Raw genomic sequence first — 20,030 nt, 5'->3', positions numbered from 1 at the left:
GCGGATTTTCAACAAAACCCTGCATGCAGTGGGGGTACGTCAGATTGCCTTGTGCGCGCCCCACTGTCAAATATATGATGCACATGCCTGTGAGTCGTTTTGCATATCACAGCGATCAATCCGCATGGAAACACATATGAATCTTGAGCTGCGCCAGCTGCGCTATTTCGTCACCGTCGCCGAGGAATTGCACTTCGGCCGCGCCGCCGCGCGCCTGCACATGACGCAGCCACCGCTGTCGCAAACCATCATGGCGCTGGAAGAACTGCTGGGCGCACCGCTGTTCGTGCGCACCCGGCGCGAGGTGCAGCTGACGCCGGCCGGCACGGCCCTGCTGCCCGAGGCGCGCCGCCTGCTGGCGCAGGCGCTCGATTTGCCCGCGCTGGTACGGCGGGCCGCGCAGGGCGAGGCGGGGCGTCTGAGCCTGGCGTTTGTCTCGTCGGCCGACTACAGCGTGCTGCCGCCCCTGCTGCGCGCCTACCAGACCGCCTATCCGCAGGTGCAGATCGCGTTGCAGGAAGCCACCTCCGACTTGCAGCTCGATGAATTGCTGGCCGGGCGCACGGATGCGGGCCTGTTGATCCCGCCCCTGCCCGAGAAGGCGAAAGGAGAGCTCGACTACCTGCCCGTGCTGGCCGAGCCGCTGGTGCTGGCCGCGCCGTCCGGCCTCGACATATTAAATACGCCGGGCCCCGTACGCCTGCGCGACCTGCCGCCCCTGCCTTTGATCATTTTCCCGCGCGCGATATCGCCCGCCCTGCACGACGCGATAGTGGGCGTGTTCCGCGCGGCTGGCATCACGCCGCAGATCGGCCAGGAAGCGATCCAGATGCAAACCATCGTCAGCCTCGTCTCGGCTGGCATGGGCATCGCGCTTGTGCCACAATCGGTATCGAATCTGATGCGCCCGGGCGTAGAATACAGGCCGTTGCAGGAAGCCACGCCGCTGGTGGAAACGGGCCTGGCCTGGCGCCGCGACAATCCGTCCGCCGTGCTGCAGGGTTTCCTGGCGCTGCTGCGCAAGCAACTCAGCGCGACCGCCGATTAAATTAAGTGGTCGCTAAGGCAAAAAACCGCAAGCGCCCCCATACTACGCAACCTTGGCTTTAAACAAAGAAAGAAACCCCATGCTGATACACCCGATGCCCGACCCGATAGCCATCCAGATCGGCCCGCTCGCCGTGCACTGGTACGGCCTGATGTATGTGCTGGCCTTTGCCCTGTTCATTATCCTGGGCAGAGTGCGCATCAAGCAGCCGCACATCGCCGTGCTGGGCTGGAAGAAGGAAGACCTCGATGACATGCTGTTCTACGGCATGCTGGGCGTGGTGATCGGCGGGCGCCTGGGCGAAGTGCTGTTCTACCGCCCCGAATACTTCATGCACAATCCGCTCGAGATCTTCATGGTCTGGCATGGCGGCATGTCCTTCCATGGCGGCTTCCTCGGCGTCATCCTGGCCATGTATCTGTGGAGCCGCAAGGCGGGCCGCAACCTGTTCGACGTGCTCGACTTCATCGCCCCGCTGGTGCCGCTCGGTTATGCGGCCGGCCGCCTGGGCAACTTCATCAATGCCGAACTGCCGGGCCGCATCGCGCCGGACACCCTGCCGTGGGCCATGCAGTGGCCAGGCATTCCGTATCCCGTGCACCCGTCGCCGATCTACCAGATGCTGATCGACGGCATTTTGGTGTTCATCATCCTGTGGCTGTATGCGCGCAAGCAGCGCCCGCGCATGGCCGTCGGCGCCATGTTCACCCTGCTGTACGGCTGCGCGCGCTTCTTCACGGAATACTTCCGCACGCCGGACTGGGAAGTCGTCTGGCTGGGCGTGCCGATCACCTCGGGTCAGATGCTGTCGCTGCCGATGATCGTCGGCGCCATCGCGCTGCTGGTATGGGCGTATAAAAGCCAGGTGATGGGCACGCCGCCCACCAAGGCGCGCGCAGCCTGAGGAACAGTTAAGCCTGCAACTTACTTGTAATCACCTTCCATTGCGCCGGCGTCACCGGCGTGATGGACAAACGGCTGCCCTTCTTCAACAGCAGCATGTCTTCCAGTTCCGGCATCTGGCGCATCTCGGACAGAGGCAGCAGCGCCGTCTTCTTCACGCCGCGCACATCGACACTGATCCAGCGCGGCTGTTCAGGCGTGGCCTTGGCATCGAAATACTTGCCACCTTCTTCAAACTGGCTGTGATCGGGATACGCGCCGCTGGCCACTTCGGCCACGCCCGCCACGCCCGGCTGCGGGCAGCTCGAATGATAAAACAGCACGCCATCGCCCGGCCGCATGCCATCGCGCATGAAGTTGCGCGCCTGGTAGTTGCGCACGCCGAACCACGGCATGGTGTGATCGGGCGCCGCCATCAGGTCGTCGATGCTCACTTCATCGGGTTCGGATTTCATCAGCCAATATTGTTTCATGCAGACTCCGTGTGAAAGCGACAGACGTAAAAAAACGGTTGCGCAGGATGCGGCAACCGTTTTCAGTTGTACTGACAAATGCAATGCAAATTAGGCCCCGCCTGTGCCGCTATGCCGGCATCCCGAACCAAACGGTTCAAGGTGGTCACGTTAGTTCAATTTCGGGTTCGTCGAACGAGCGACGCTCACTCCCATCAAACAAAATTCGCAACCGATGCGCATAAATGGTTCAAGGAATATATGGCAATCGCGAACACCGCAGGGTAGACCCAAGTTTACTCCTTTGCTCGCGCATCGCAAAGACAAATCGTACCGTGCCCGCTTAAAATCCAATTAATAACACCGAATAAAACCGTAGCGAGCGGCGATGAATTGTGGCTAAGAAGCGCAGCTGTACTAGAGCACAGCGAGCATCGCAGGCCGCAATGCACGACGCGCAGCAGGTTTGATTCGGTGTTTAAAAAAGGTTTTCCTGGGGCGTCAATGCGCTGTCGAGCACAGTGTGCATGGCCGAGATTTTCTGCTTCACTTCGAGGATCGTCAATTCCGACAGCGGACCTTGCGGCGACTTCACGGAGAGGAATTCCGCGGCCACACCCAGCGCGGCCAGCACGGCGATGCGGTCGTTGCCCTTGACCTTGCCCGCGTCGCGGATGGCTTTCATTTTGCTATCGAGATAGATCGCCGCTTCGCGCAGCGCGCGCTCTTCGCCGTCGCGACACACCATGCTGTAGGACTGGCCCATGATATTGACATCGACACGCGGCATTACGCTTCCTTCTCGTTCTCGGCAATATAAGCGCCCGCTTCCGAAGCGGCTTGCTCCAGGCCAGCTTGCACCAGTTCGGGAATTTTTTCCAGCAACGCTTCCACCCGCTCCTGCGCCTCGCGCATGCGTTGTACATACAGGGCGTTCTCGGCGGCCAGCGCGGTATTGTCCTTGCGCAGTTGCGCGTTTTCACGGCGCAGCGCATGGGTCATTTCGGCCAGCAGGCCTATTTTGTCGGATAATTCGTTGAATTCGGAAATCATCCCGCCACTATAGGGCGGACGCTCCATGGGCGTCAATCGAATCACGCCGCTGTCACACATATTTACATCAATGCAGGGCAGTTGGCGGACAATACACGCTTTTTCCGGCGCTTTTCGCCATCTGCACGCATCCGCCAGCGCAGCGATGGCAGCGTTTTACTCGTCAACGTAATCGGCTTCGATATCGAGTCCGCCATAACGGTTTTCGCAAGAGCGGCGCACCAGCGTCTGCTGTCCGTCCTTGCCGTCAAGCACCATCGTCAAGTCGCGGCAAGTACGGCGGTAGCTGCCAGGTTTGGCGTCCGTCCCCGAGGGCGTCAGGCGCACTGCCAGCGGCGCCGCATTGCCCAGGCCCTTGTTGCTCCACTGGCGCGTCTTGCCATCCTCTTCATCTTTCAAGGTACGCACGGCGGCCGTCAGCAGGGCTTGTTGTTCCTTGGCATTGAGCTTGGCGATGGTGACGTCGGACAGGAAAGGCGGATACACGACGGCGGCCGGGTCCTTGCCCTGCACATCCCAGCGGCCGCTGTTCTGCGAACAGGTGCGGCGGCTCAGGTCTTGCGACTTGCCTGCCGCCGTGACGACGAATTTCAGGTCGCGACAGACGTGCGCCTTCAGGCTGTGTTCCGTCATGCCGGAGTTGCTGAAGTTATACGTGACTTTCACCAGCACGCCATTGTCGGCGCCGTTGTCCCATACATGGGCTTGCTGGTCGTCGTCATCCTTGTTGAGGTCGTTGAACAGGTCATTGAGCAGCATTTCCTTTTCCAGCGGCGTGAGGGTGGCCACGGTGATCTCGTCGACGATGGTGGGCGTTTGCGCGGCGGCATTGCCCAGGCAGGCGAGGCCGACGACGGTAGCGCCCAGCAAGCGCAGCACGGGACGGGAAACAGGAAATGGCATGGCGTTCTTTCTGGAGCAAGTGGCGATATTGATATGCAATTGCAATCATCTTATCAAATTCCATAGTAAAACTCTGTTTCCTGCGCGTACAGGAACGCCCACCATTCGTACGGCATGCTAGAGTCGCTGCTGTTGCTGACGCCCGGGAACGCGACTTGCGCTGGCGCAAACCCAGTGCAGATGCAGACTCTGCAGACCATCTATCTTTATGCGCTACTTGAATTAGCACCATACCGTCCCTATAATTAGCACTCGTTAGTAGAGAGTGCTAACAAACTCTTTCGTAGCAATCCTCAGGACTGATAGTGCTTGCCAGACCACTGCAGGGAACACTACGCGGCGGGCGACGCCGCGATGCACCACTGCCGCAGACAGGCAAGAACAAGATGACCCGGGGTTTGCTTGACCGTTGCGGGCTGCTTTCAACGGCGGTCACTGAAAGCACGTCTGGCGCTGTGCCGGAAATGTATTCATTTAGCAACACTTATCCATTGAACTTTAAGGAGTTTTGTATGAATCTGCGCCCATTGAACGATCGCGTCATCGTCAAACGCCTCGACCAGGAAACCAAAACTGCGTCCGGCCTCATCATTCCTGATGCAGCCGCTGAAAAACCGGATCAAGGCGAAGTCCTTGCCGTAGGCAATGGCAAGATTCTCGACGACGGCAAAGTCCGTCCTCTGGATGTCAAAGTGGGCGACCGCGTCCTGTTCGGCAAGTACGCCGGCCAAACCGTCAAAGTTGACGGCGATGAGCTGCTGGTCATGCGCGAAGAAGACATCATGGCGATCGTCGTCAAGTAATTGTTTCCACGTTGTAGACAGATACATCCCGAAACTCAGGAGAATTGAACATGGCAGCTAAAGAAGTAGTATTCGGCGACGCAGCGCGCGCCAAGATGGTCGAAGGCGTCAATATCCTCGCCAACGCAGTCAAAGTAACGCTGGGCCCGAAAGGCCGCAACGTCGTGCTGGAGCGCTCGTTCGGCGCCCCTACCGTCACCAAGGATGGTGTTTCGGTAGCGAAAGAAGTTGAACTCAAAGACAAGCTCATGAACATGGGCGCGCAAATGGTCAAGGAAGTTGCTTCCCGCACCAGCGACAACGCCGGCGACGGTACCACCACCGCGACCGTGCTGGCACAAGCCATCGTGCGCGAAGGCATGAAGTTCGTTGCCGCCGGCATGAACCCGATGGACCTGAAGCGCGGTATCGACAAAGCGGTTGCCGCCACCGTCGAAGAACTGGCGAAAATCGCCCGTCCTTGCACCACGACCAAAGAAATCGCCCAGGTTGGCGCGATCTCGGCGAACTCGGACTACTCGATCGGCGAGCGTATCGCTGAAGCGATGGAAAAAGTCGGCAAAGAAGGCGTGATCACGGTAGAAGACGGCAAGTCGCTGAACGACGAGCTGGACATCGTTGAAGGTATGCAGTTCGACCGCGGCTACCTGTCGCCATACTTCATCAACAACCCAGAGAAGCAAGTTGCCGTCCTGGACAGCCCATTCGTCCTGCTGTGCGACAAGAAAATCTCGAACATCCGTGACCTGCTGCCGGTACTGGAACAAGTCGCAAAAGCTGGCCGTCCACTGCTGATCATCGCAGAAGACATCGAAGGCGAAGCGCTGGCGACCCTGGTTGTGAACAACATCCGCGGCATCCTGAAAACTTGCGCAGTGAAAGCACCTGGCTTCGGCGACCGCCGCAAAGCCATGCTGGAAGACATCGCTGTCCTGACGGGCGGCCAGGTCATCGCTGAAGAAGTCGGCCTGACCCTGGAAAAAGTGACCCTGGCCGAACTGGGCCAGGCGAAACGCATCGAAGTCGGCAAAGAAAACACCATCGTCATCGATGGCGCTGGCGAAGCTGCCTCGATCGAAGCACGCGTGAAACAAGTGCGTGTACAGATCGAAGAAGCGACCTCGGACTACGACCGTGAAAAACTGCAAGAGCGCGTCGCCAAACTGGCTGGCGGCGTTGCCGTGATCAAGGTTGGCGCAGCCACCGAAGTCGAAATGAAAGAGAAAAAAGCCCGCGTTGAAGATGCACTGCACGCGACCCGCGCTGCTGTGGAAGAAGGCATCGTGCCAGGCGGCGGCGTAGCCCTGCTGCGCGCACGCGCCAACATCACGGTCAAGGGCGACAATCCTGATCAAGACGCTGGTATCAAGATCGTCCTGCGCGCAATGGAAGAGCCACTGCGCATGATCGTGCAAAACGCTGGCGAAGAAGCTTCGGTCGTCGTGGCAGCCGTACTGGCTGGCACGGGCAACTACGGCTACAACGCTGCCAACGGCACGTATGGCGACATGGTGGAAATGGGCGTCCTGGACCCAGCCAAAGTGACCCGTTCGGCGCTGCAAAACGCCGCTTCGATCGCTTCGCTGATGCTGACAACCGACTGCATGGTCTGCGAAATCGCTGACGACAAAGCAGGCGGCGGCATGGGCGGCGGCATGGGTGGTATGGGCGGCATGGGTGGCATGGACGGCATGATGTAATGTCCAGCGGCCCCGCGCGCAGGCGACGGCGCGCGCGGCCGCACACGCCGGGACGGGACAGGCAGACCAAAAGCTGCGTGCCCCTGGCCGGCGGCCCCGAGAGCCATCTTCTACGGAAGGTGGCTTTTTTTCGCCTATTCATTTGGCAAGCCCGTTAGCAAGCCCGTTGGCAAGCCCGGCGATTGCCCGCCTGCGCGTTTTGCTTTAGCATGGCCGCCATCGTCCCTCTTTCTCACGCCACCATCATGCCGCCACGCGCCTCCTCTTCCAAAACCACCATCATCGCCGGCATCCTGGCCGGCTTGCTGGCCGCCGGACTCGGCGCCTTTTACCTGCACCAGCAGTCCGCGCCGCAGGGCGGCCATGCGCCTGGCGCGAGCGGCCAGACGGCGGCCGAAGCGCAAAGCGCGCGCGCCGTCGATGCGCTGATGGCTTTGCCGGAAATCAAGGCCTGGTCGGCGCATATCGAAAAGGCATCGGGCGGCCGCGCCCATGGCGCCGTGATGGAAACGTCGCCCGATGCGCGTCTCATCGATGGCAAGCCTTACTATGACCTGAACTTTGTGGAAAACACGCCGGACGCGGCGCACCGCTGGGAGAGTTTCGTCGTCTCCCAGGATGGCAAGCGCATCCTCGTCGACGACATCGTCAGCGGTGAGCTGATCAGCCTGGAACAATGGCGCAAGGACAGCGCGCCCATGCAGCGCATCGCCACCCAGTAGCGCCCCAGGTCGGCTGCGGGCGCGATGACCAGCGACGCTTGCGTTGCAACGCAAGGTTTACTTTCTGATATCGAAGCCCGATACTCGCCCACATGCCCGCCACCTCTGTCCGCCCCCTTGCACCAGACGACGCGCCCGCCTACCGCGCGCTGCGCCTGGCCGGCATCGCCGAACTGCCCGCCGCCTTCTGCACCACGCACGCAGCGGAAAGCGGCTTGCCGCTGGCACAGATCGCCCAGCGCTTGCGCGCCACCTCGCACCAAATAATATTTGGCGCTTTCAACGAAGAGCAATTGATCGCCATTGCCGGCCTGCGCCGCGAACCGATCGCCGTCGTGCATGACAAGGCCAGCCTGTGGGGCGTGTATGTGGCGCCGCAGGCGCGTGGACGCGGCGCGGGACGGCAGCTGGTGCAGGCCGCCATCGACCATGCCTGCGCCATTCCCGAGCTGGGCCGCGTGTGCCTGGCCGTGGCGCAGGACAACCACGCGGCGTTGAGCCTGTACCTGGGCTGCGGCTTTACCCTGGCGGACAGCCCCGCAGCGGATGGCATGCTGCCACTGCAGCTGCTGCTGCCCCGTCCGGCGCGTGCAAGTGCCGAAAGTAATGTCTTTATGAAAATCAATACCTTACAAATCCCTGCGAAATAGGGGAGAGGCCGTTTTTTCTGTTGCAAGCAAACGCGGCAGGCCTTAGCATCGCGGCTTACAAAAAAAACTTGGGGGAGAGCCAATGTCATCGGCCGAGACACAAACCGCCACGGGCAAAATGCCGCGGCAAATACCGTACATCATCGCCAACGAAGGCTGCGAACGCTTCAGCTTTTACGGCATGCGCAACATCCTGACGCCGTTCCTCATCAGCACCTTGCTGCTGATGATCCCGATCGACCAGCGCACGGGCGAAGCCAAGCACGTCTTCCACACCTTCGTCATCGGCGTGTATTTCTTCCCGTTGCTGGGCGGCTGGCTGGCCGACCGCTTCTTTGGCAAGTACAACACCATCTTCTGGCTCAGCCTCGTGTATTGCGCCGGCCATGCCTGCCTGGCCCTGTTTGAAAACAGCGTCAACGGCTTTTATTTCGGCCTGTTCCTGATCGCCTTCGGTTCCGGCGGCATCAAGCCACTTGTCGCCTCGTTCGTCGGCGACCAGTTCGACCAGACCAACAAGCACAAGGCCAAGCTGGTATTCGACCTGTTCTACTGGATCATCAACTTCGGCTCCTTCTTCGCCTCGCTGCTGATGCCGGTGTTCCTGCGCGACTTCGGCCCGTCGATCGCCTTCGGTATTCCCGGCCTGATGATGCTGGCCGCCACCCTCGTCTTCTGGATGGGTGCCAAGAAATACGTGCACGTACCGCCTGCGCCGCCGAATCCCCACTCATTTACCCGCGTCGCCCGCACCGCCCTGTTGGCGCGCGTCGATGGCGGTTCGCGCCCCGGCCTGTATGTCGCCTACGTCGGCGTGATCGGCGCCCTGTATGCGTTCTACAGCATTCCCGAATGGGGCTTCGTGATTGCCGCATGTACCGCGCTGGTCCTGCTACTGGCCTTCGGCAGCATCGGCACGGCCATGCAGCTGGAACGCGCGCGCGGCATCCACCCGGACGAAGCCGTCGAAGGCGTGCGCGCCGTCTTGCGCATCCTCGTCATCTTCGCCCTCGTCACGCCATTCTTCTCGCTGTTCGACCAGAAGGCCTCGACGTGGATCGTGCAGGCGAACACCATGGAAAAACCAAGCTGGTTCCTGCCAGCGCAGATGCAGGCGCTGAACCCGATGCTGGTAATGCTCCTGATCCCGTTCAATAACCTGGTGCTGTACCCGATGCTGAACCGCTTCGGCCTGGAAGCGACGGCCCTGCGCCGCATGACGGCCGGTATCGGATTTTCCTCGCTGGCGTGGATCGTCATCGGCTTGCTGCAGCTGGCCCTCGACAGCGGCAACGCCGTCTCCATCATGTGGCAGATTCTGCCGTACGCCCTGCTGACGTTCGGCGAAGTGCTGGTGTCGGCGACAGGGCTGGAGTTTGCCTACAGCCAGGCACCCGTCTCGATGAAGGGCGCCATCATGAGCTTCTGGAATCTGTCGACCACGGTGGGCAACCTGTGGGTGCTGATCGTCAACCGCAGCGTCATGAACGAGGGCGTGATCGGCAAGATCGCCGAGAGCGGCATCAGCGTGACGGCCTTCCAGATGTTCTTCTTCGCCGCCTTTGCCGCCGTCGCCATGCTGGCCTTCGGCCTGTATGCAAGGCGCTACAAGATGGTCGACAACTACCGCCAGGCGGTTATCCCGGCAAAAGCATGATGCCGGCTTGATCCGACGTAAAAAAGGGCGCCCGAGGGCGCCCTTTTTTTTACGTCGTCACGCTTGGCGCATCGCGTCCCGTGCGCTCGCGTATGCGCGCCAACTTGTCCGCCACGGCGATCAGGCCCGCCAGCGCCTCCTGGGTCGGGATGCCGTGTTGCGCGACATCGGCTTCGTAGCGCTCCAGGTACAGGCGCAGGGTGGCGCCCTCGGTGCCCGTGCCGGACAGGCGCAGCACGATGCGCGCGCCGTCCGTCATGATGATGCGGATGCCCTGCCGCGTCGCCACGGAGCCGTCGACGGGGTCCGTGTAACTGAAATCGTCGGCCAGCGCCACCGTGTAGCCATCGAACTGCTGGCCCGGCAAGGCGGCCAGCTGGCCGCGCACGGCTTCCATCAGCTGCGCCGCGCAAGCGCTGTCGATGTCTTCGTAATCGTGGCGCGAATAGTAGTTGCGGCCATAGGTCGCCCAGTGCGCGCGCACGATGTCTTCCACCGATTGTTTTTTCTCTGCCAGCAGGTTGAGCCAGAACAGCACGGCCCACAGGCCATCCTTTTCGCGCACGTGGTTCGAGCCCGTGCCGTAGCTCTCTTCACCGCACACGGTGGCCATGCCGGCGTCGAGCAGGGTGCCGAAGAATTTCCAGCCCGTCGGCGTCTCGTGACAGGGAATGCCCAGCGCGCTAGCGACCCGGTCGGCCGCGCCCGACGTGGGCATGGAGCGGGCGATGCCCTTCAAGCCGGCACGGTAGCCGGGCGCCACTGTGGCGTTGGCGGCCAGGATGGCCAGGCTGTCCGAGGGCGTCACGTCGAAGCGCCGGCCGACGATCATGTTGCGGTCGCCGTCGCCGTCCGAGGCGGCACCGAAGTCAGGTGCATCGGCGGCCGCCATGATGGCGATCAACTCCTGCGCGTTGACGGGATTCGGATCGGGATGGCCGCCGCCGAAGTCGGCCAAAGGCACGCCGTTGATGACGCTGCCTTTCGGCGCGCCCAGCATGCCCTCCAGGATGGCCGTCGCATATGGGCCGGAGACGGCGTGCATGCCGTCAAAACAGATGCGCAAGCCGCCCGCGAACAGGGCGCGAATAGCGTCGAAGTCGAACAGCTGCTGCATCAGTTCAGCGTAGTCGAGAACCGGGTCGATCACTTCGACCGTCATCTGCTCGATGCGCACAGTGCCCAAGGCGTCGAGGTCGATGTCGGCAGCGTCGCTGATGCGGTACTCGGTGATGGTTTGCGTGCGCGCAAACATGGCTTCGGTGACCTTTTCCGGCGCCGGGCCGCCATTGGCGATGTTGTACTTGATGCCGAAGTCGCCATCGGGGCCGCCCGGATTATGGCTGGCCGACAGAATGATGCCGCCGCTGGCGCCATGCTTGCGGATCACGCAGCTGACGGCCGGCGTCGACAAAATGCCGCCCTGTCCCAGCAGCACGCGCGCGTAGCCGTGCGCTGCCGCCATGCGCAGCACCGTCTGGATGGCCGCGCGATTGTAGTAACGTCCGTCGCCGCCCAGCACCAAGGTCTGGCCGCGGCAGTCGCCGAGCGTGTCGAACACGCTTTGCACGAAATTTTCCAGGTATTGCGGCGTGCTGAAGACCGCTACCTTCTTGCGCAAGCCCGAGGTGCCGGGCCGCTGGCCGGCCATCGGCGCTGTATTGATAACTTGAATACTCATGTTGCCTCCCTATTAACTTCCCATGTTAACCGATGCCGGCCGCGGGGCAAAGCGTTGTACGCCTGCCACGGTGCGGCAAGCCGCTTAACGCGACATCCCGGCATGCCATATAATGAGAATCATTCTCATATGCGGCATTCCTGGCTGCGGACTCATACATCGGACGCCGTGGTTGCACGCTATTACCAAGAACTGTTGAACTTTTGCTGGCGCAGCTTGCGCAACCGCGAGGCCGCCGCCGACCTGGTGCAGGAAAGCTATCTGCGCGTGCTGGGCGAAGCGGCCGTGCGCGAGCCGCGCGCGCTGCTGTACCACACGGCGCGCAACCTGCTGATCGACCAGCACCGGCGCGCCGCCTTGCGCCAGCACGAGGAACTCGATGCCCTGCCGGAAACGGCGCATCCGGCCGCGCCGCGCCATTTGCAGCCGGAGCACGCGCTGGAAAGCAGCCAGGACTGGCAAGCCTGCGTGGCCGCCATCGACGCCCTGCCGCCGCGCTGCCGCGACGCCTTCGTGCTGCACGTCTTCGAGGAATTGCCGCACGCGCAAATCGCCGCGCGCATGGGCATTTCCGTGAGCATGGTGGAAAAACATATCGCGCGCGGCATGCTCAGTTGCCAGGCGCAGTTGCATTCTTTGCGGGAAGCCACATAATGGCGCCCATGACCGCCCTTCCGCCCCGCCATGCTTTCGGCCCCTCCGCCCAGGAGCAGGCGGACTTGCGCGAGCATGCCGCTTTTGCCGCCACGCAGGATGGCGTGGCGCTGGCGGCGGCGACCTGGTTCAGCCGGCGCCATGACCTCGATGCGCACAGCCAGGTTGAGTTTGCCGCCTGGCTGGCGGCCGATGCGCGTCACGCGCAAGCGTATGCCCAACTGCGGGACACGCACCGCGCGGCGCGCACGATTCCCGCGCAGGTGGCCGCGCGCTGGACGGTGCCCCAGGCTCCCTCTGCGCCAGTGTCCGCTCCCCGCCGGCACTGGCTGCGGGCGCTGCCGTATGCGGCGGCCGCCATGCTGCTGCTCAGCGTGGGCGCGGGCGGCTACCAGTGGTGGCAGCAACCCACGTTCAGCCAGTCGTATGCCGCCATGCGCGGCCAGCGCCTGGCCGTCGCCCTGCCCGACGGCAGCAAGCTGCAGCTCGATACGGCCACGCAGCTACACGTCACCCTGTACCGCCAGCGCCGCGAAGTGCGCCTGGCGCACGGCGAAGCGCTGTTCCAGGTGCAAGCGAAGCAAGGACAAGCGTTCGATGTGCTCAGCGGTCCTGTGACGGTGACGGTAGTGGGCACGCAGTTTTCCGTGCGTAACACCCTGGCCGAGGACGGCCAGCTGCGCGTGGCCGTGCAGCATGGCCATGTGCGCATGGCCGGTGCGCGGCAGGAGCAAGTCGACCTGATGGCCGGCCAGGGCGTGACGGCCGACGCCGCCGGGAATTTATCGGCCGTCGCCAGCCTGGCTCCCGGCAGCGTGGCGCCCTGGCGCGACGGCAGGATCACCTTCGACAATGTGCCGCTGGGCGCGGCGCTGGCCGAATTCGAGCGCTATGGCGACACGGGCCTGGTCGCGCGCGATCCCGCTGTGGCCAGGCTGCGCATCGGCGGCAGTTTCAGCCTGACCCAGCTCGACCGCTTCGCCGCCGCCCTGCCCCAGCTGCTGCCCGTGCACGTCGTACGCGATGGTGCCGTCAGCGAGATCCGCATGGCGGCAAAAATGCCGGCGCAAGCCCCTGCGATGCGGCGGCCTGAAAAATAAATGCAAATAGTTCGCATTCGCAGGTGAGGATTTGGCTCGCTGCCGCGTCTACCAAGTTAATCGACAACAAATTAACCTGGAGAAATGCAACATGTGGTCCCCCCGCCTCAATTTGACACCCGCCCCCCTCGCCCTGGCCGCCATGCTGGCCATGAGCAACATTCCCCTGGCACAGGCGCAAACCTCGTCACCCGTCAAACTGTCCATCGCCGCCCAGCCGCTGGGCCAGGCCCTGAATGAACTGGCGCGGCAAGCCAATCTGCAACTGCTGTTTTCGCCCGAGCTGGTGGCCGGCAAAACGGCGCCCGCCGTCAGAGGCACGCTGAGCGTGGCCGACAGCCTGGAGCGCCTGCTGGCCGGCAGCGGCCTGCAAGCGTCCATCAACGGCAATGCCGTCATCATCAAGGCGGCGCCCAAGGCCACGGGCGAGACGGCGACCCTGGCGGAAATCACCGTCACGGCCAATGGCGAGCGCACGGCCACCAGCGAGGGCACGGGTTCTTATACGACGCGCGCCGTGACCCTCGCGGGTGCCGAGCGCTCGCTGCGCGAGACGCCGCAATCGGTGTCGGTGGTCACGCGCCAGCAGATGGACGACAAGAACCTGTTCACGCTGGACCAGGTGCTCGAGCAAAGCACGGGCCTGACGCGCATGAACCGCAGCTTCGGCTCGCATGAATTCCTGTCGCGCGGCAATGCCCTGTCTTACCTGATCGATGGCATGCCCGGCATTTCCGACAATGCCACGGGCTGGCTGATCCCCGACATGGCCGTGTATGACCGCGTGGAAATCCTGCGCGGCTCGGCCGGCCTGATCGTCGGCGCCGGCACGCCGGGCGGCGTGGCCAACCTGGTGCGCAAGCGCCCGCGCGCCGAAGCGCACGCGGACGTGACGGCCACCGTGGGCAGCTGGCAGCAGCGCCGCGTGGAACTCGATGCGGGCGCGCCCCTGAACGCGGCCGGCACCGTGCGCGGCCGCGCGCTGGTCGCCTATGAAGACCGCGATTACTTCTATGACGCGGCGCACAGCCGCATGCCCCTGTTCTACGGCATCGTCGAAGCGGACCTCGACGCCACCACCACCATGCGCGCCGGCGCGCGCCGCCAGCACACGGTCACGGACGGCTACTGGCTGTTCGGCCTGCCCCGCTACAGAGACGGCGCCACCTTGCCGATCCGCCGCTCGACCTCGCTGGCACAGGACTGGAACCGCCACGACGCCACCATCGGCGAACTGTTCGCCGACCTCGAGCACCGCTTTGGCGGCGACTGGACGACCAAGCTTGCCATCAACCGCACCTATGGGGCCTTCGACCAGCAGGCGGGCATCGTGCGCGGCAGCATCAATCCCGCCACGCAGCAGGGGGCACGCCTGTACACGGTCAATTACCGCAAGCAGGATATCGTCACCACAGGCCTGGATGCCAACGTGGGCGGCAGCTTCCAGGCCTGGGGCGGCAGGCATGAGGTACTGCTGGGCATGAATGCCTCGCGCGCCGTCACCGACGACCATGCGGCCTCGACTTCGCCCGGCCTGCCGTTCGACGTCTTTCATCCGAACAACTCGCTGCTACCCCGCCCAACGCGCCCAGCCTGGGACTCGCTGCCGCACTTGAACGAGCAGCATTACGGCGCCTACGCCAGCACGCGCTGGGAACTCAAGCCGCAGCTGCACCTGCTGCTGGGCGGCCGCCTGAGCTGGTTCGACAAGCAGACCACGGGCAAGCTGGCGACCGACCCCGTCAGCCGCTACAAGGAAAGCCGCGAATTCACGCCGTATGCGGGCCTGGTGCAGGACCTGGGCAAGCAATGGTCCGTGTACGGCAGCTATGCCAGCATCTTCCAGCCGCAGAGCCTGTACTACACGCTGGGCGGACAGCCGCTGAAACCGGTCGTCGGCGATACCTATGAGGCGGGCGTGAAGGGCGAGCTGTACGACGGGCGCCTGAACCTGGCGCTGGCCGCCTTCCGCATCAACAAGCGCGACACGGCCGTGTACGACGAGGCCAGCAATGACGATTGCCTGAAGTGGGACATGACGGGCAGCTGCTACCGCAATGGCCGCCCCATCCGCAGCACGGGCATCGACGCGGACGCCAGCGGCGAAGTGCTGCCGGGCTGGCAGCTGTCATCCGGCTACACCTACAACATCGCGCGCGGCGAAGGCGACGAGACGCCGCCCACCGTCACGCCGAAGCACATGCTGCGCGTGTCGACCAGCTACCGCCTGCCCGGCGCGTGGAAGCACTGGACGGTGGGCGGCGGCGTCTCGGCGCAAAGCGGCTATGTCTATCGGGCCGATGACAATCCCGACGTGCGTTTCCGCAACGGCGGACGCGCGGTGTGGGATGCGCGCGCTTCGTACGTGTTCAACCGCCACTGGAGCGCCAACCTCAGCATCGCCAACGTAACGGACAAGACCTACTGGGCCGCCACGGGCGAATTGCGCCGCGGCAATTACTTCGGTGAACCGCGCAACATCATCCTCACCGTGCGCTACACGCCGACGCTGTAGGCACTGACTTTCAACGCCGCCGCATGCCTGCGGCGGCGTCATTGCCATACCGCACTCTTGCATGTCTCACAACCTCACATTATAATAAGAATAGTTCTCATTCACATTTGGACTCCAGCCGGAGTCCGCCTCCCGCATTTCCCGCCTGCCATCCATCGGCCGGCACGGCATGGCTGGTGCGCAGCTGGATGACACGCTGCGCCAGCCAGGCATCCTCGCCAAGCAAGCCTTCCCATATCCATCACCACAATAAGGAGGTTTCATGGCACCAACACGTACACTGGCCGCCGCGGTTTCTCCCGCCGCTTCCGCCCCGCAGTCCGGCAAGGATCACGGATGACCATGCACGCACCTGCCGCACTTGAAAAAATCGCGCGCCTGCGCCTGTCCGCTGGCGCGCGCTACCGCCTCGGCGTGGCGTCGCGCAGCGTGGCCGCCATCGTTGGCGGCTATGTGCTGGCCGCGCTGGTCACCATGCTGCTGTCGGTGAGCCTGCCCATGGCCCGTTCCGAAGCCGTCATGACGGCCACCCTGCTGTCGTTTGCCATCTACACCTGCGTGGTGATGTGGGTCTTCGCCACGCGTAGCGCCCTGCGCGCCTGGCTGGGCCTGCTGATTCCCGCCGCCGTCATCGCCGCCATCCTGCAGTCGATGGACGCACTATCCTGGAGTCTCGCATGAAAGAAGGTTTCCGCCAGTCGATGGCATGGCTGCACACCTGGTCCGGCCTGCTCGTCTGCTGGATCTTGCTGCTGGTGTTTTACGCCGGCACGGCCAGCTACTACCGCAATGAAATCACCTTGTGGATGCAGCCCGAATTGCACGGCGCCGCCGCCAGCCAGGTCAGCACAAAGGAAGCGGCCAAGGTCGCGCAACAAGCGATGCAAGAGCGCGCCACGGGCGCCACGCGCTGGTTCATCAGCCTGCCCGGCGAGCGCAATCCCGCCACGCAGCTGGGCTGGAGCAAGCCGTCGCAACCGGGCGAAAAGAAACGCGGACGGCGCGGCAATTTTCATAGCGAAAAAGCCGACCCGGCCACGGGCGAGGTGCTGTCCAAGCCGCGCGAGACGCGGGGCGGCGAATTCCTCTATCGCCTGCATTTCGACCTGCACTACATGTCGGCCATCTGGGGCCGCTGGATCGTGGGTTTCTGCGCCATGTTCATGTTCGTTTCCATCATCAGCGGCATCGTCACGCACAAGCGCATCTTCAAGGACCTGTTTACCTTCCGGCCGAAAAAGGGCCAGCGCTCGTGGCTCGACGCGCACAACGTGACGGCCGTGCTGGCCCTGCCCTACCACATCATGATCACCTACACGGGCCTGGTCACCCTGATGTTCCTGTACATGCCGTCCGGCGCCACGGCCGCCTACAAGGGCGACCAGGATGCCTTCTTCGCCGAAGCGTTTCCCGGCCGCTCGGGCGACAGCAAGCCGGCCGGCGTGGCCGCGCCGCTGACGCCGATCGCCCCCCTGGTGCGCCAGGCGGAACAGCACTGGGGCGGCAAGGTCGAACGCATCTCCGTGAATCATCCGGGCGACGCCAACGCCACCATTTCGCTGACGCGCGCCGGCGGACGCGACATGTCGTCAAAGCAGCCATCGATGGAGTTCGACGGCGTATCCGGCAAGCTGCTCTCAAGCGATGGCGACGCGCAGCCCGGCGCGGCCGCCACCCAGGGCGTGATGGTCGGCCTGCACGTCGCGCATTTCGGCGGGCCGCTGCTGCGCGCCCTGTTCTTCCTGTCCGGCCTGGCCGGCTGCGCCATGGTCGCCACGGGCGCCCTGCTGTGGGCCGTCAAGACGCGCCAGAAGCAAGCCAAGGCGCTGGCCGCCGGCAAGCGCGCCAGCTTCGGCCTGCGCCTGGTCGAAGCGCTCAACATCGGCGCCATCGCCGGCATCCCGATCGCCTTCGGCGCCTACTTCTGGGCCAACCGCCTGCTGCCGGTGGCGCTGGAAGAACGCTCGAAGGAAGAAATTGCCTGCTTCTTCGGCGCCTGGGCCCTGGCCGCCATCATCGCCCAGCTGCGGCCCTCGCGCGCGATGTGGCGCATGCAGCTGGCCGTGGGCGCCTTCCTGCTGGCGGCGCTGCCCGTGCTGAACGTCTTCACCACCAATTCGCACCTGGGCGTGACCCTGTTCCTGGGCCGCGGCCCCGTGGCGGTGGCCGCCTTCGACCTGGTGGTGCTGGCGCTGGGCCTGGGCCTCGCGTATGCGGCGTACAAGTTAAAACCGCTGCCCGCGAAGGCGGCCAAGGCGGCACCCGTAAAACCGGCGCCAACGATGGAGGCCGCGTGATGGAACTGTTAGCCAATTTCCTCGTCTTCGCGCTGTGCTACGCGGGCCTGTCCGCGCTGTGCCTGGCCATGGACCGCCACTACGCGGACCTGCACGGACGCGGCGCCGAACCGCCCGCGCCGCTGCGCCGCCGCCTGCAGTGGGGCGGCTGGCTGGCGCTGGCGGCCGGACTGGCCTGGGCCATGCACATCGCCGGCGGCGGCTACGGCCTCGTCTACTGGGTCGGCAGCCTGACGGGCTGCGGCTTGCTGCTGATCTGGCTGCTGCCCTATGCGCCCCACCAGGCCATGCGCCTGGCGCGCATCATCGGCGGCGCGGCCGTGCTGGCCGCCGTCGCGCTGGCAGTGCTGTAACGAGCGTGAGCATGCCGGACAGTCCGTTTGCGCCCTCCCTCCTGCTGCCCACGCAGCTGGAAAGCCATTACCGCGCACACCACGGCTGGCTGGCGCACTGGCTGCAGCGGCGCCTGGGCAATGCTTTTGATGCGGCCGACCTGATGCAGGACACTTTCATCCGCCTGCTGGCCGCTCCCCCCGTACAGCCGCAAACGCCGGCCCTGCGCGCGCCCAAGGCCTATCTGGCGACCGTCGCCAAACACCTGCTGATCAACCATTTACGGCGCCAGTCGCTGGAACGCGCGTGGCTGGCCGCGCTGGCCGCCCTGCCCGAACAGCACGTGCCATCGACCGAGCGGCGCGCGGAAATCCTGCAGGCGCTGCAAGCGGTCGACGCCATGCTCGATGGCTTGAAACCGAAGGTGCGCGCCGTCTTCATCCTGGCGCAGATCGAAGGCCATGCGTATGCGGACATCGCCGCGCAGCTGGGCATCGGCGAACGCTCCGTGAAACGCTACATGGCCGAGGCGCTGACCGAATGCGTGCTGCTGGCGCCGGACCTGCTGCCATGAGCGCGGCCACTCCACCATCTCCTCTGCTGTCGCGCAAGGTGGCGCGCCAGGCCGTCGAATGGTACCTGCTGGAGCAATCGGGCCAGGCCACATCGGCTGACCTGACGGCGTCGGCCCAATGGCGCGCGCGCGACCCGGAACATGCGCGCGCCTGGAGCAAGGTGCAACAGGTGAGCCAGACGGCAGGGCTGCTACCGCCGGAACTGGCCGTGCCCGTGCTGCGCCGGCCGCAGCGCCGCGTGGCAGTGCAGGTACTGCTGGCGCTGATGACGGCGCCGGCCGCCTGGCTGCTGGTGCGCCATGAACTGCTGGCCGACTACCGCAGCGGCGTGGGCGAACGGCGCGAGGTGTCCCTGCCCGATGGCGGCACGCTGGTACTGAACACGGACAGCGCGGTCGACCTGGCGTATGGCGCCGACGAACGCCGGCTGACGCTGCGCCGCGGCGAAGTGCTGATACAGACGCGCCCCGACCACGCGGGCAGCCGACCTTTCATCGTCGCCACCTGCCATGGCCGCCTCCGCGCGCTGGGCACGCGCTTCACCGTGCGCGTCGACGACGACAGCAGCCGCGTGACGGTGCTCGAACACGCGGTGGAAATCACGCCGCACGCGCCCTCGGCCACCGTGCGCACACTGATGGCGGGCCAGCAAAGCCGCTTCGACGCCAGCCACGCCGGCCTGCCCACGCCGGCGCCGCCGCAAGCCGATGCCTGGACGCACGGCATGCTGGCGGCGCAGGACATGCGCCTCGATGCCTTCGCCTTTGAGCTGTCACGCTACCGCCCCGGCCTGCTGCGCGTGGAGCCGCAGGTCGCGGGCTTGCGCCTGTCAGGCGCCTTCCGGCTCGACGATACGGACGCCGTGCTGGAAAGCCTGACGCGCATGCTGCCCGTCGACGTGCTGTACCGCACCGCGTACTGGGTCACCCTCGCGGCGCGCAAAAAATAAGTGTGAAAAGTTGGCCCCTTTTTTCAGCATGGCCT

20 protein-coding genes and 1 other RNA gene are annotated in these 20,030 nt (G+C 64.1%); 15 read left to right on the top strand and 6 right to left on the bottom strand.

The window, feature by feature from the left end; translation table 11 throughout:
- Positions 1-136: 136 nt before the first annotated feature.
- Together KY494_RS23365 and lgt are read left to right on the top strand one after the other, a co-directional pair.
- Positions 137-1,048, top strand: a complete 912-nt coding sequence (locus tag KY494_RS23365) for a LysR family transcriptional regulator (RefSeq protein ID WP_219888405.1) — start codon at positions 137-139, stop codon at positions 1,046-1,048.
- Positions 1,049-1,127: 79 nt separating this feature from the next.
- Positions 1,128-1,952, top strand: a complete 825-nt coding sequence (lgt, locus tag KY494_RS23360) for a prolipoprotein diacylglyceryl transferase (protein ID WP_219136643.1) — start codon at positions 1,128-1,130, stop codon at positions 1,950-1,952.
- Between the two features lie 7 nt (positions 1,953-1,959).
- Here the strand turns inward: lgt and KY494_RS23355 are convergent, their stop codons facing one another.
- The 5 genes from KY494_RS23355 to KY494_RS23335 all read right to left on the bottom strand — a co-directional run bounded on the left by KY494_RS23355 (position 1,960) and on the right by KY494_RS23335 (position 4,359).
- Entirely contained in the window at positions 1,960-2,424 is a 465-nt protein-coding gene (locus KY494_RS23355; protein ID WP_219136642.1) for an EVE domain-containing protein, read from the bottom strand.
- Positions 2,425-2,514: 90 nt separating this feature from the next.
- A non-coding RNA gene (gene ssrS / locus KY494_RS23350) (6S RNA) lies at positions 2,515-2,692 on the bottom strand.
- A 189-nt stretch (positions 2,693-2,881) separates the two neighbouring features.
- Positions 2,882-3,193, bottom strand: a complete 312-nt coding sequence (locus KY494_RS23345) for a cell division protein ZapA (RefSeq protein ID WP_034747344.1) — start codon at positions 3,191-3,193, stop codon at positions 2,882-2,884.
- A complete protein-coding gene (locus tag KY494_RS23340) occupies positions 3,193-3,483 on the bottom strand; it encodes a DUF904 domain-containing protein (protein WP_308836395.1) in 291 nt (96 codons plus the stop codon). Before KY494_RS23340 ends, KY494_RS23345 begins: the two co-directional genes overlap by 1 nt.
- A 129-nt stretch (positions 3,484-3,612) precedes the next feature.
- Positions 3,613-4,359: a hypothetical protein gene (locus KY494_RS23335; RefSeq protein WP_219888404.1), complete on the bottom strand. Its 747-nt coding sequence runs from the start codon at positions 4,357-4,359 to the stop codon at positions 3,613-3,615.
- Between the two features lie 512 nt (positions 4,360-4,871).
- Between KY494_RS23335 and groES the strand changes: the two genes are divergently transcribed.
- From groES to KY494_RS23310, 5 genes are all read left to right on the top strand, one after another.
- Positions 4,872-5,162 (top strand): co-chaperone GroES, encoded by a 291-nt coding sequence (groES, locus tag KY494_RS23330; protein ID WP_010400979.1) that lies wholly within the window; start codon positions 4,872-4,874, stop codon positions 5,160-5,162.
- A gap of 50 nt (positions 5,163-5,212) precedes the next feature.
- Positions 5,213-6,862: a chaperonin GroEL gene (gene groL / locus KY494_RS23325; RefSeq protein ID WP_010400981.1), complete on the top strand. Its 1,650-nt coding sequence runs from the start codon at positions 5,213-5,215 to the stop codon at positions 6,860-6,862.
- A gap of 209 nt (positions 6,863-7,071) precedes the next feature.
- A complete protein-coding gene (locus KY494_RS23320) occupies positions 7,072-7,584 on the top strand; it encodes a hypothetical protein (protein ID WP_258194383.1) in 513 nt (170 codons plus the stop codon).
- 92 nt (positions 7,585-7,676) lie between these two features.
- Positions 7,677-8,234, top strand: coding sequence for a GNAT family N-acetyltransferase (locus tag KY494_RS23315; protein ID WP_219888403.1), 558 nt, complete (start codon positions 7,677-7,679; stop codon positions 8,232-8,234).
- Positions 8,235-8,352: 118 nt separating this feature from the next.
- Positions 8,353-9,891, top strand: coding sequence for an oligopeptide:H+ symporter (locus tag KY494_RS23310; protein WP_219888402.1), 1,539 nt, complete (start codon positions 8,353-8,355; stop codon positions 9,889-9,891).
- Positions 9,892-9,940: 49 nt separating this feature from the next.
- Here KY494_RS23310 and KY494_RS23305 read toward each other — a convergent pair whose 3' ends face one another.
- Entirely contained in the window at positions 9,941-11,572 is a 1,632-nt protein-coding gene (locus tag KY494_RS23305; protein ID WP_219888401.1) for an alpha-D-glucose phosphate-specific phosphoglucomutase, read from the bottom strand.
- 168 nt (positions 11,573-11,740) lie between these two features.
- On the opposite strand from KY494_RS23305, the gene KY494_RS23300 reads away from it, so the two are divergent.
- The 8 genes from KY494_RS23300 to KY494_RS23265 all read left to right on the top strand — a co-directional run bounded on the left by KY494_RS23300 (position 11,741) and on the right by KY494_RS23265 (position 19,995).
- Positions 11,741-12,226, top strand: a complete 486-nt coding sequence (locus KY494_RS23300; protein WP_219136637.1) for a sigma-70 family RNA polymerase sigma factor — start codon at positions 11,741-11,743, stop codon at positions 12,224-12,226.
- Between the two features lie 8 nt (positions 12,227-12,234).
- Positions 12,235-13,326, top strand: a complete 1,092-nt coding sequence (locus tag KY494_RS23295; protein WP_219888400.1) for a FecR domain-containing protein — start codon at positions 12,235-12,237, stop codon at positions 13,324-13,326.
- A gap of 91 nt (positions 13,327-13,417) precedes the next feature.
- Entirely contained in the window at positions 13,418-15,841 is a 2,424-nt protein-coding gene (locus tag KY494_RS23290) for a TonB-dependent receptor (protein ID WP_219888399.1), read from the top strand.
- A gap of 342 nt (positions 15,842-16,183) precedes the next feature.
- Positions 16,184-16,522 carry a DUF3649 domain-containing protein gene (locus KY494_RS23285; protein ID WP_219136634.1) on the top strand — a complete coding sequence of 113 codons (339 nt, stop codon included), beginning with the start codon at positions 16,184-16,186 and terminating at the stop codon, positions 16,520-16,522.
- Positions 16,519-18,138 carry a PepSY domain-containing protein gene (locus KY494_RS23280; protein ID WP_219888398.1) on the top strand — a complete coding sequence of 540 codons (1,620 nt, stop codon included), beginning with the start codon at positions 16,519-16,521 and terminating at the stop codon, positions 18,136-18,138. The genes KY494_RS23285 and KY494_RS23280 overlap by 4 nt, the downstream gene beginning before the upstream one ends.
- The gene (locus tag KY494_RS23275; RefSeq protein ID WP_219891710.1) at positions 18,138-18,491 is read left to right on the top strand and encodes a DUF3325 domain-containing protein; all 354 of its coding nucleotides are present in this window, start codon (positions 18,138-18,140) and stop codon (positions 18,489-18,491) included. The genes KY494_RS23280 and KY494_RS23275 overlap by 1 nt, the downstream gene beginning before the upstream one ends.
- An 11-nt stretch (positions 18,492-18,502) precedes the next feature.
- Positions 18,503-19,045 (top strand): sigma-70 family RNA polymerase sigma factor, encoded by a 543-nt coding sequence (locus tag KY494_RS23270; RefSeq protein ID WP_219888397.1) that lies wholly within the window; start codon positions 18,503-18,505, stop codon positions 19,043-19,045.
- Positions 19,042-19,995: a FecR domain-containing protein gene (locus KY494_RS23265; RefSeq protein WP_219888396.1), complete on the top strand. Its 954-nt coding sequence runs from the start codon at positions 19,042-19,044 to the stop codon at positions 19,993-19,995. The genes KY494_RS23270 and KY494_RS23265 overlap by 4 nt, the downstream gene beginning before the upstream one ends.
- The last annotated feature ends 35 nt before the right edge of the window (positions 19,996-20,030 follow it).

The organism is Janthinobacterium sp. PAMC25594 (assembly GCF_019443505.1).
Taxonomy (GTDB): domain Bacteria; phylum Pseudomonadota; class Gammaproteobacteria; order Burkholderiales; family Burkholderiaceae_D; genus Janthinobacterium.
The sequence above is the reverse complement of the archived record's forward strand: the minus strand, read 5'-3'. Positions and strand labels throughout refer to the sequence as shown.

What these genes read in the sequence shown, in the direction of transcription:
- KY494_RS23365 (WP_219888405.1), top strand. Translation starts at nt 137, where the DNA reads ATGAATCTTGAGCTGCGCCAGCTGCGCTATTTCGTCACCGTCGCCGAG.
- lgt (WP_219136643.1), top strand. Translation starts at nt 1,128, where the DNA reads ATGCTGATACACCCGATGCCCGACCCGATAGCCATCCAGATCGGCCCG.
- KY494_RS23355 (WP_219136642.1), bottom strand. Translation starts at nt 2,424, where the DNA reads ATGAAACAATATTGGCTGATGAAATCCGAACCCGATGAAGTGAGCATC.
- KY494_RS23345 (WP_034747344.1), bottom strand. Translation starts at nt 3,193, where the DNA reads ATGCCGCGTGTCGATGTCAATATCATGGGCCAGTCCTACAGCATGGTG.
- KY494_RS23340 (WP_308836395.1), bottom strand. Translation starts at nt 3,483, where the DNA reads ATGGAGCGTCCGCCCTATAGTGGCGGGATGATTTCCGAATTCAACGAA.
- KY494_RS23335 (WP_219888404.1), bottom strand. Translation starts at nt 4,359, where the DNA reads ATGCCATTTCCTGTTTCCCGTCCCGTGCTGCGCTTGCTGGGCGCTACC.
- groES (WP_010400979.1), top strand. Translation starts at nt 4,872, where the DNA reads ATGAATCTGCGCCCATTGAACGATCGCGTCATCGTCAAACGCCTCGAC.
- groL (WP_010400981.1), top strand. Translation starts at nt 5,213, where the DNA reads ATGGCAGCTAAAGAAGTAGTATTCGGCGACGCAGCGCGCGCCAAGATG.
- KY494_RS23320 (WP_258194383.1), top strand. Translation starts at nt 7,072, where the DNA reads ATGGCCGCCATCGTCCCTCTTTCTCACGCCACCATCATGCCGCCACGC.
- KY494_RS23315 (WP_219888403.1), top strand. Translation starts at nt 7,677, where the DNA reads ATGCCCGCCACCTCTGTCCGCCCCCTTGCACCAGACGACGCGCCCGCC.
- KY494_RS23310 (WP_219888402.1), top strand. Translation starts at nt 8,353, where the DNA reads ATGCCGCGGCAAATACCGTACATCATCGCCAACGAAGGCTGCGAACGC.
- KY494_RS23305 (WP_219888401.1), bottom strand. Translation starts at nt 11,572, where the DNA reads ATGAGTATTCAAGTTATCAATACAGCGCCGATGGCCGGCCAGCGGCCC.
- KY494_RS23295 (WP_219888400.1), top strand. Translation starts at nt 12,235, where the DNA reads ATGACCGCCCTTCCGCCCCGCCATGCTTTCGGCCCCTCCGCCCAGGAG.
- KY494_RS23290 (WP_219888399.1), top strand. Translation starts at nt 13,418, where the DNA reads ATGTGGTCCCCCCGCCTCAATTTGACACCCGCCCCCCTCGCCCTGGCC.
- KY494_RS23285 (WP_219136634.1), top strand. Translation starts at nt 16,184, where the DNA reads ATGCACGCACCTGCCGCACTTGAAAAAATCGCGCGCCTGCGCCTGTCC.
- KY494_RS23280 (WP_219888398.1), top strand. Translation starts at nt 16,519, where the DNA reads ATGAAAGAAGGTTTCCGCCAGTCGATGGCATGGCTGCACACCTGGTCC.
- KY494_RS23275 (WP_219891710.1), top strand. Translation starts at nt 18,138, where the DNA reads ATGGAACTGTTAGCCAATTTCCTCGTCTTCGCGCTGTGCTACGCGGGC.
- KY494_RS23270 (WP_219888397.1), top strand. Translation starts at nt 18,503, where the DNA reads ATGCCGGACAGTCCGTTTGCGCCCTCCCTCCTGCTGCCCACGCAGCTG.
- KY494_RS23265 (WP_219888396.1), top strand. Translation starts at nt 19,042, where the DNA reads ATGAGCGCGGCCACTCCACCATCTCCTCTGCTGTCGCGCAAGGTGGCG.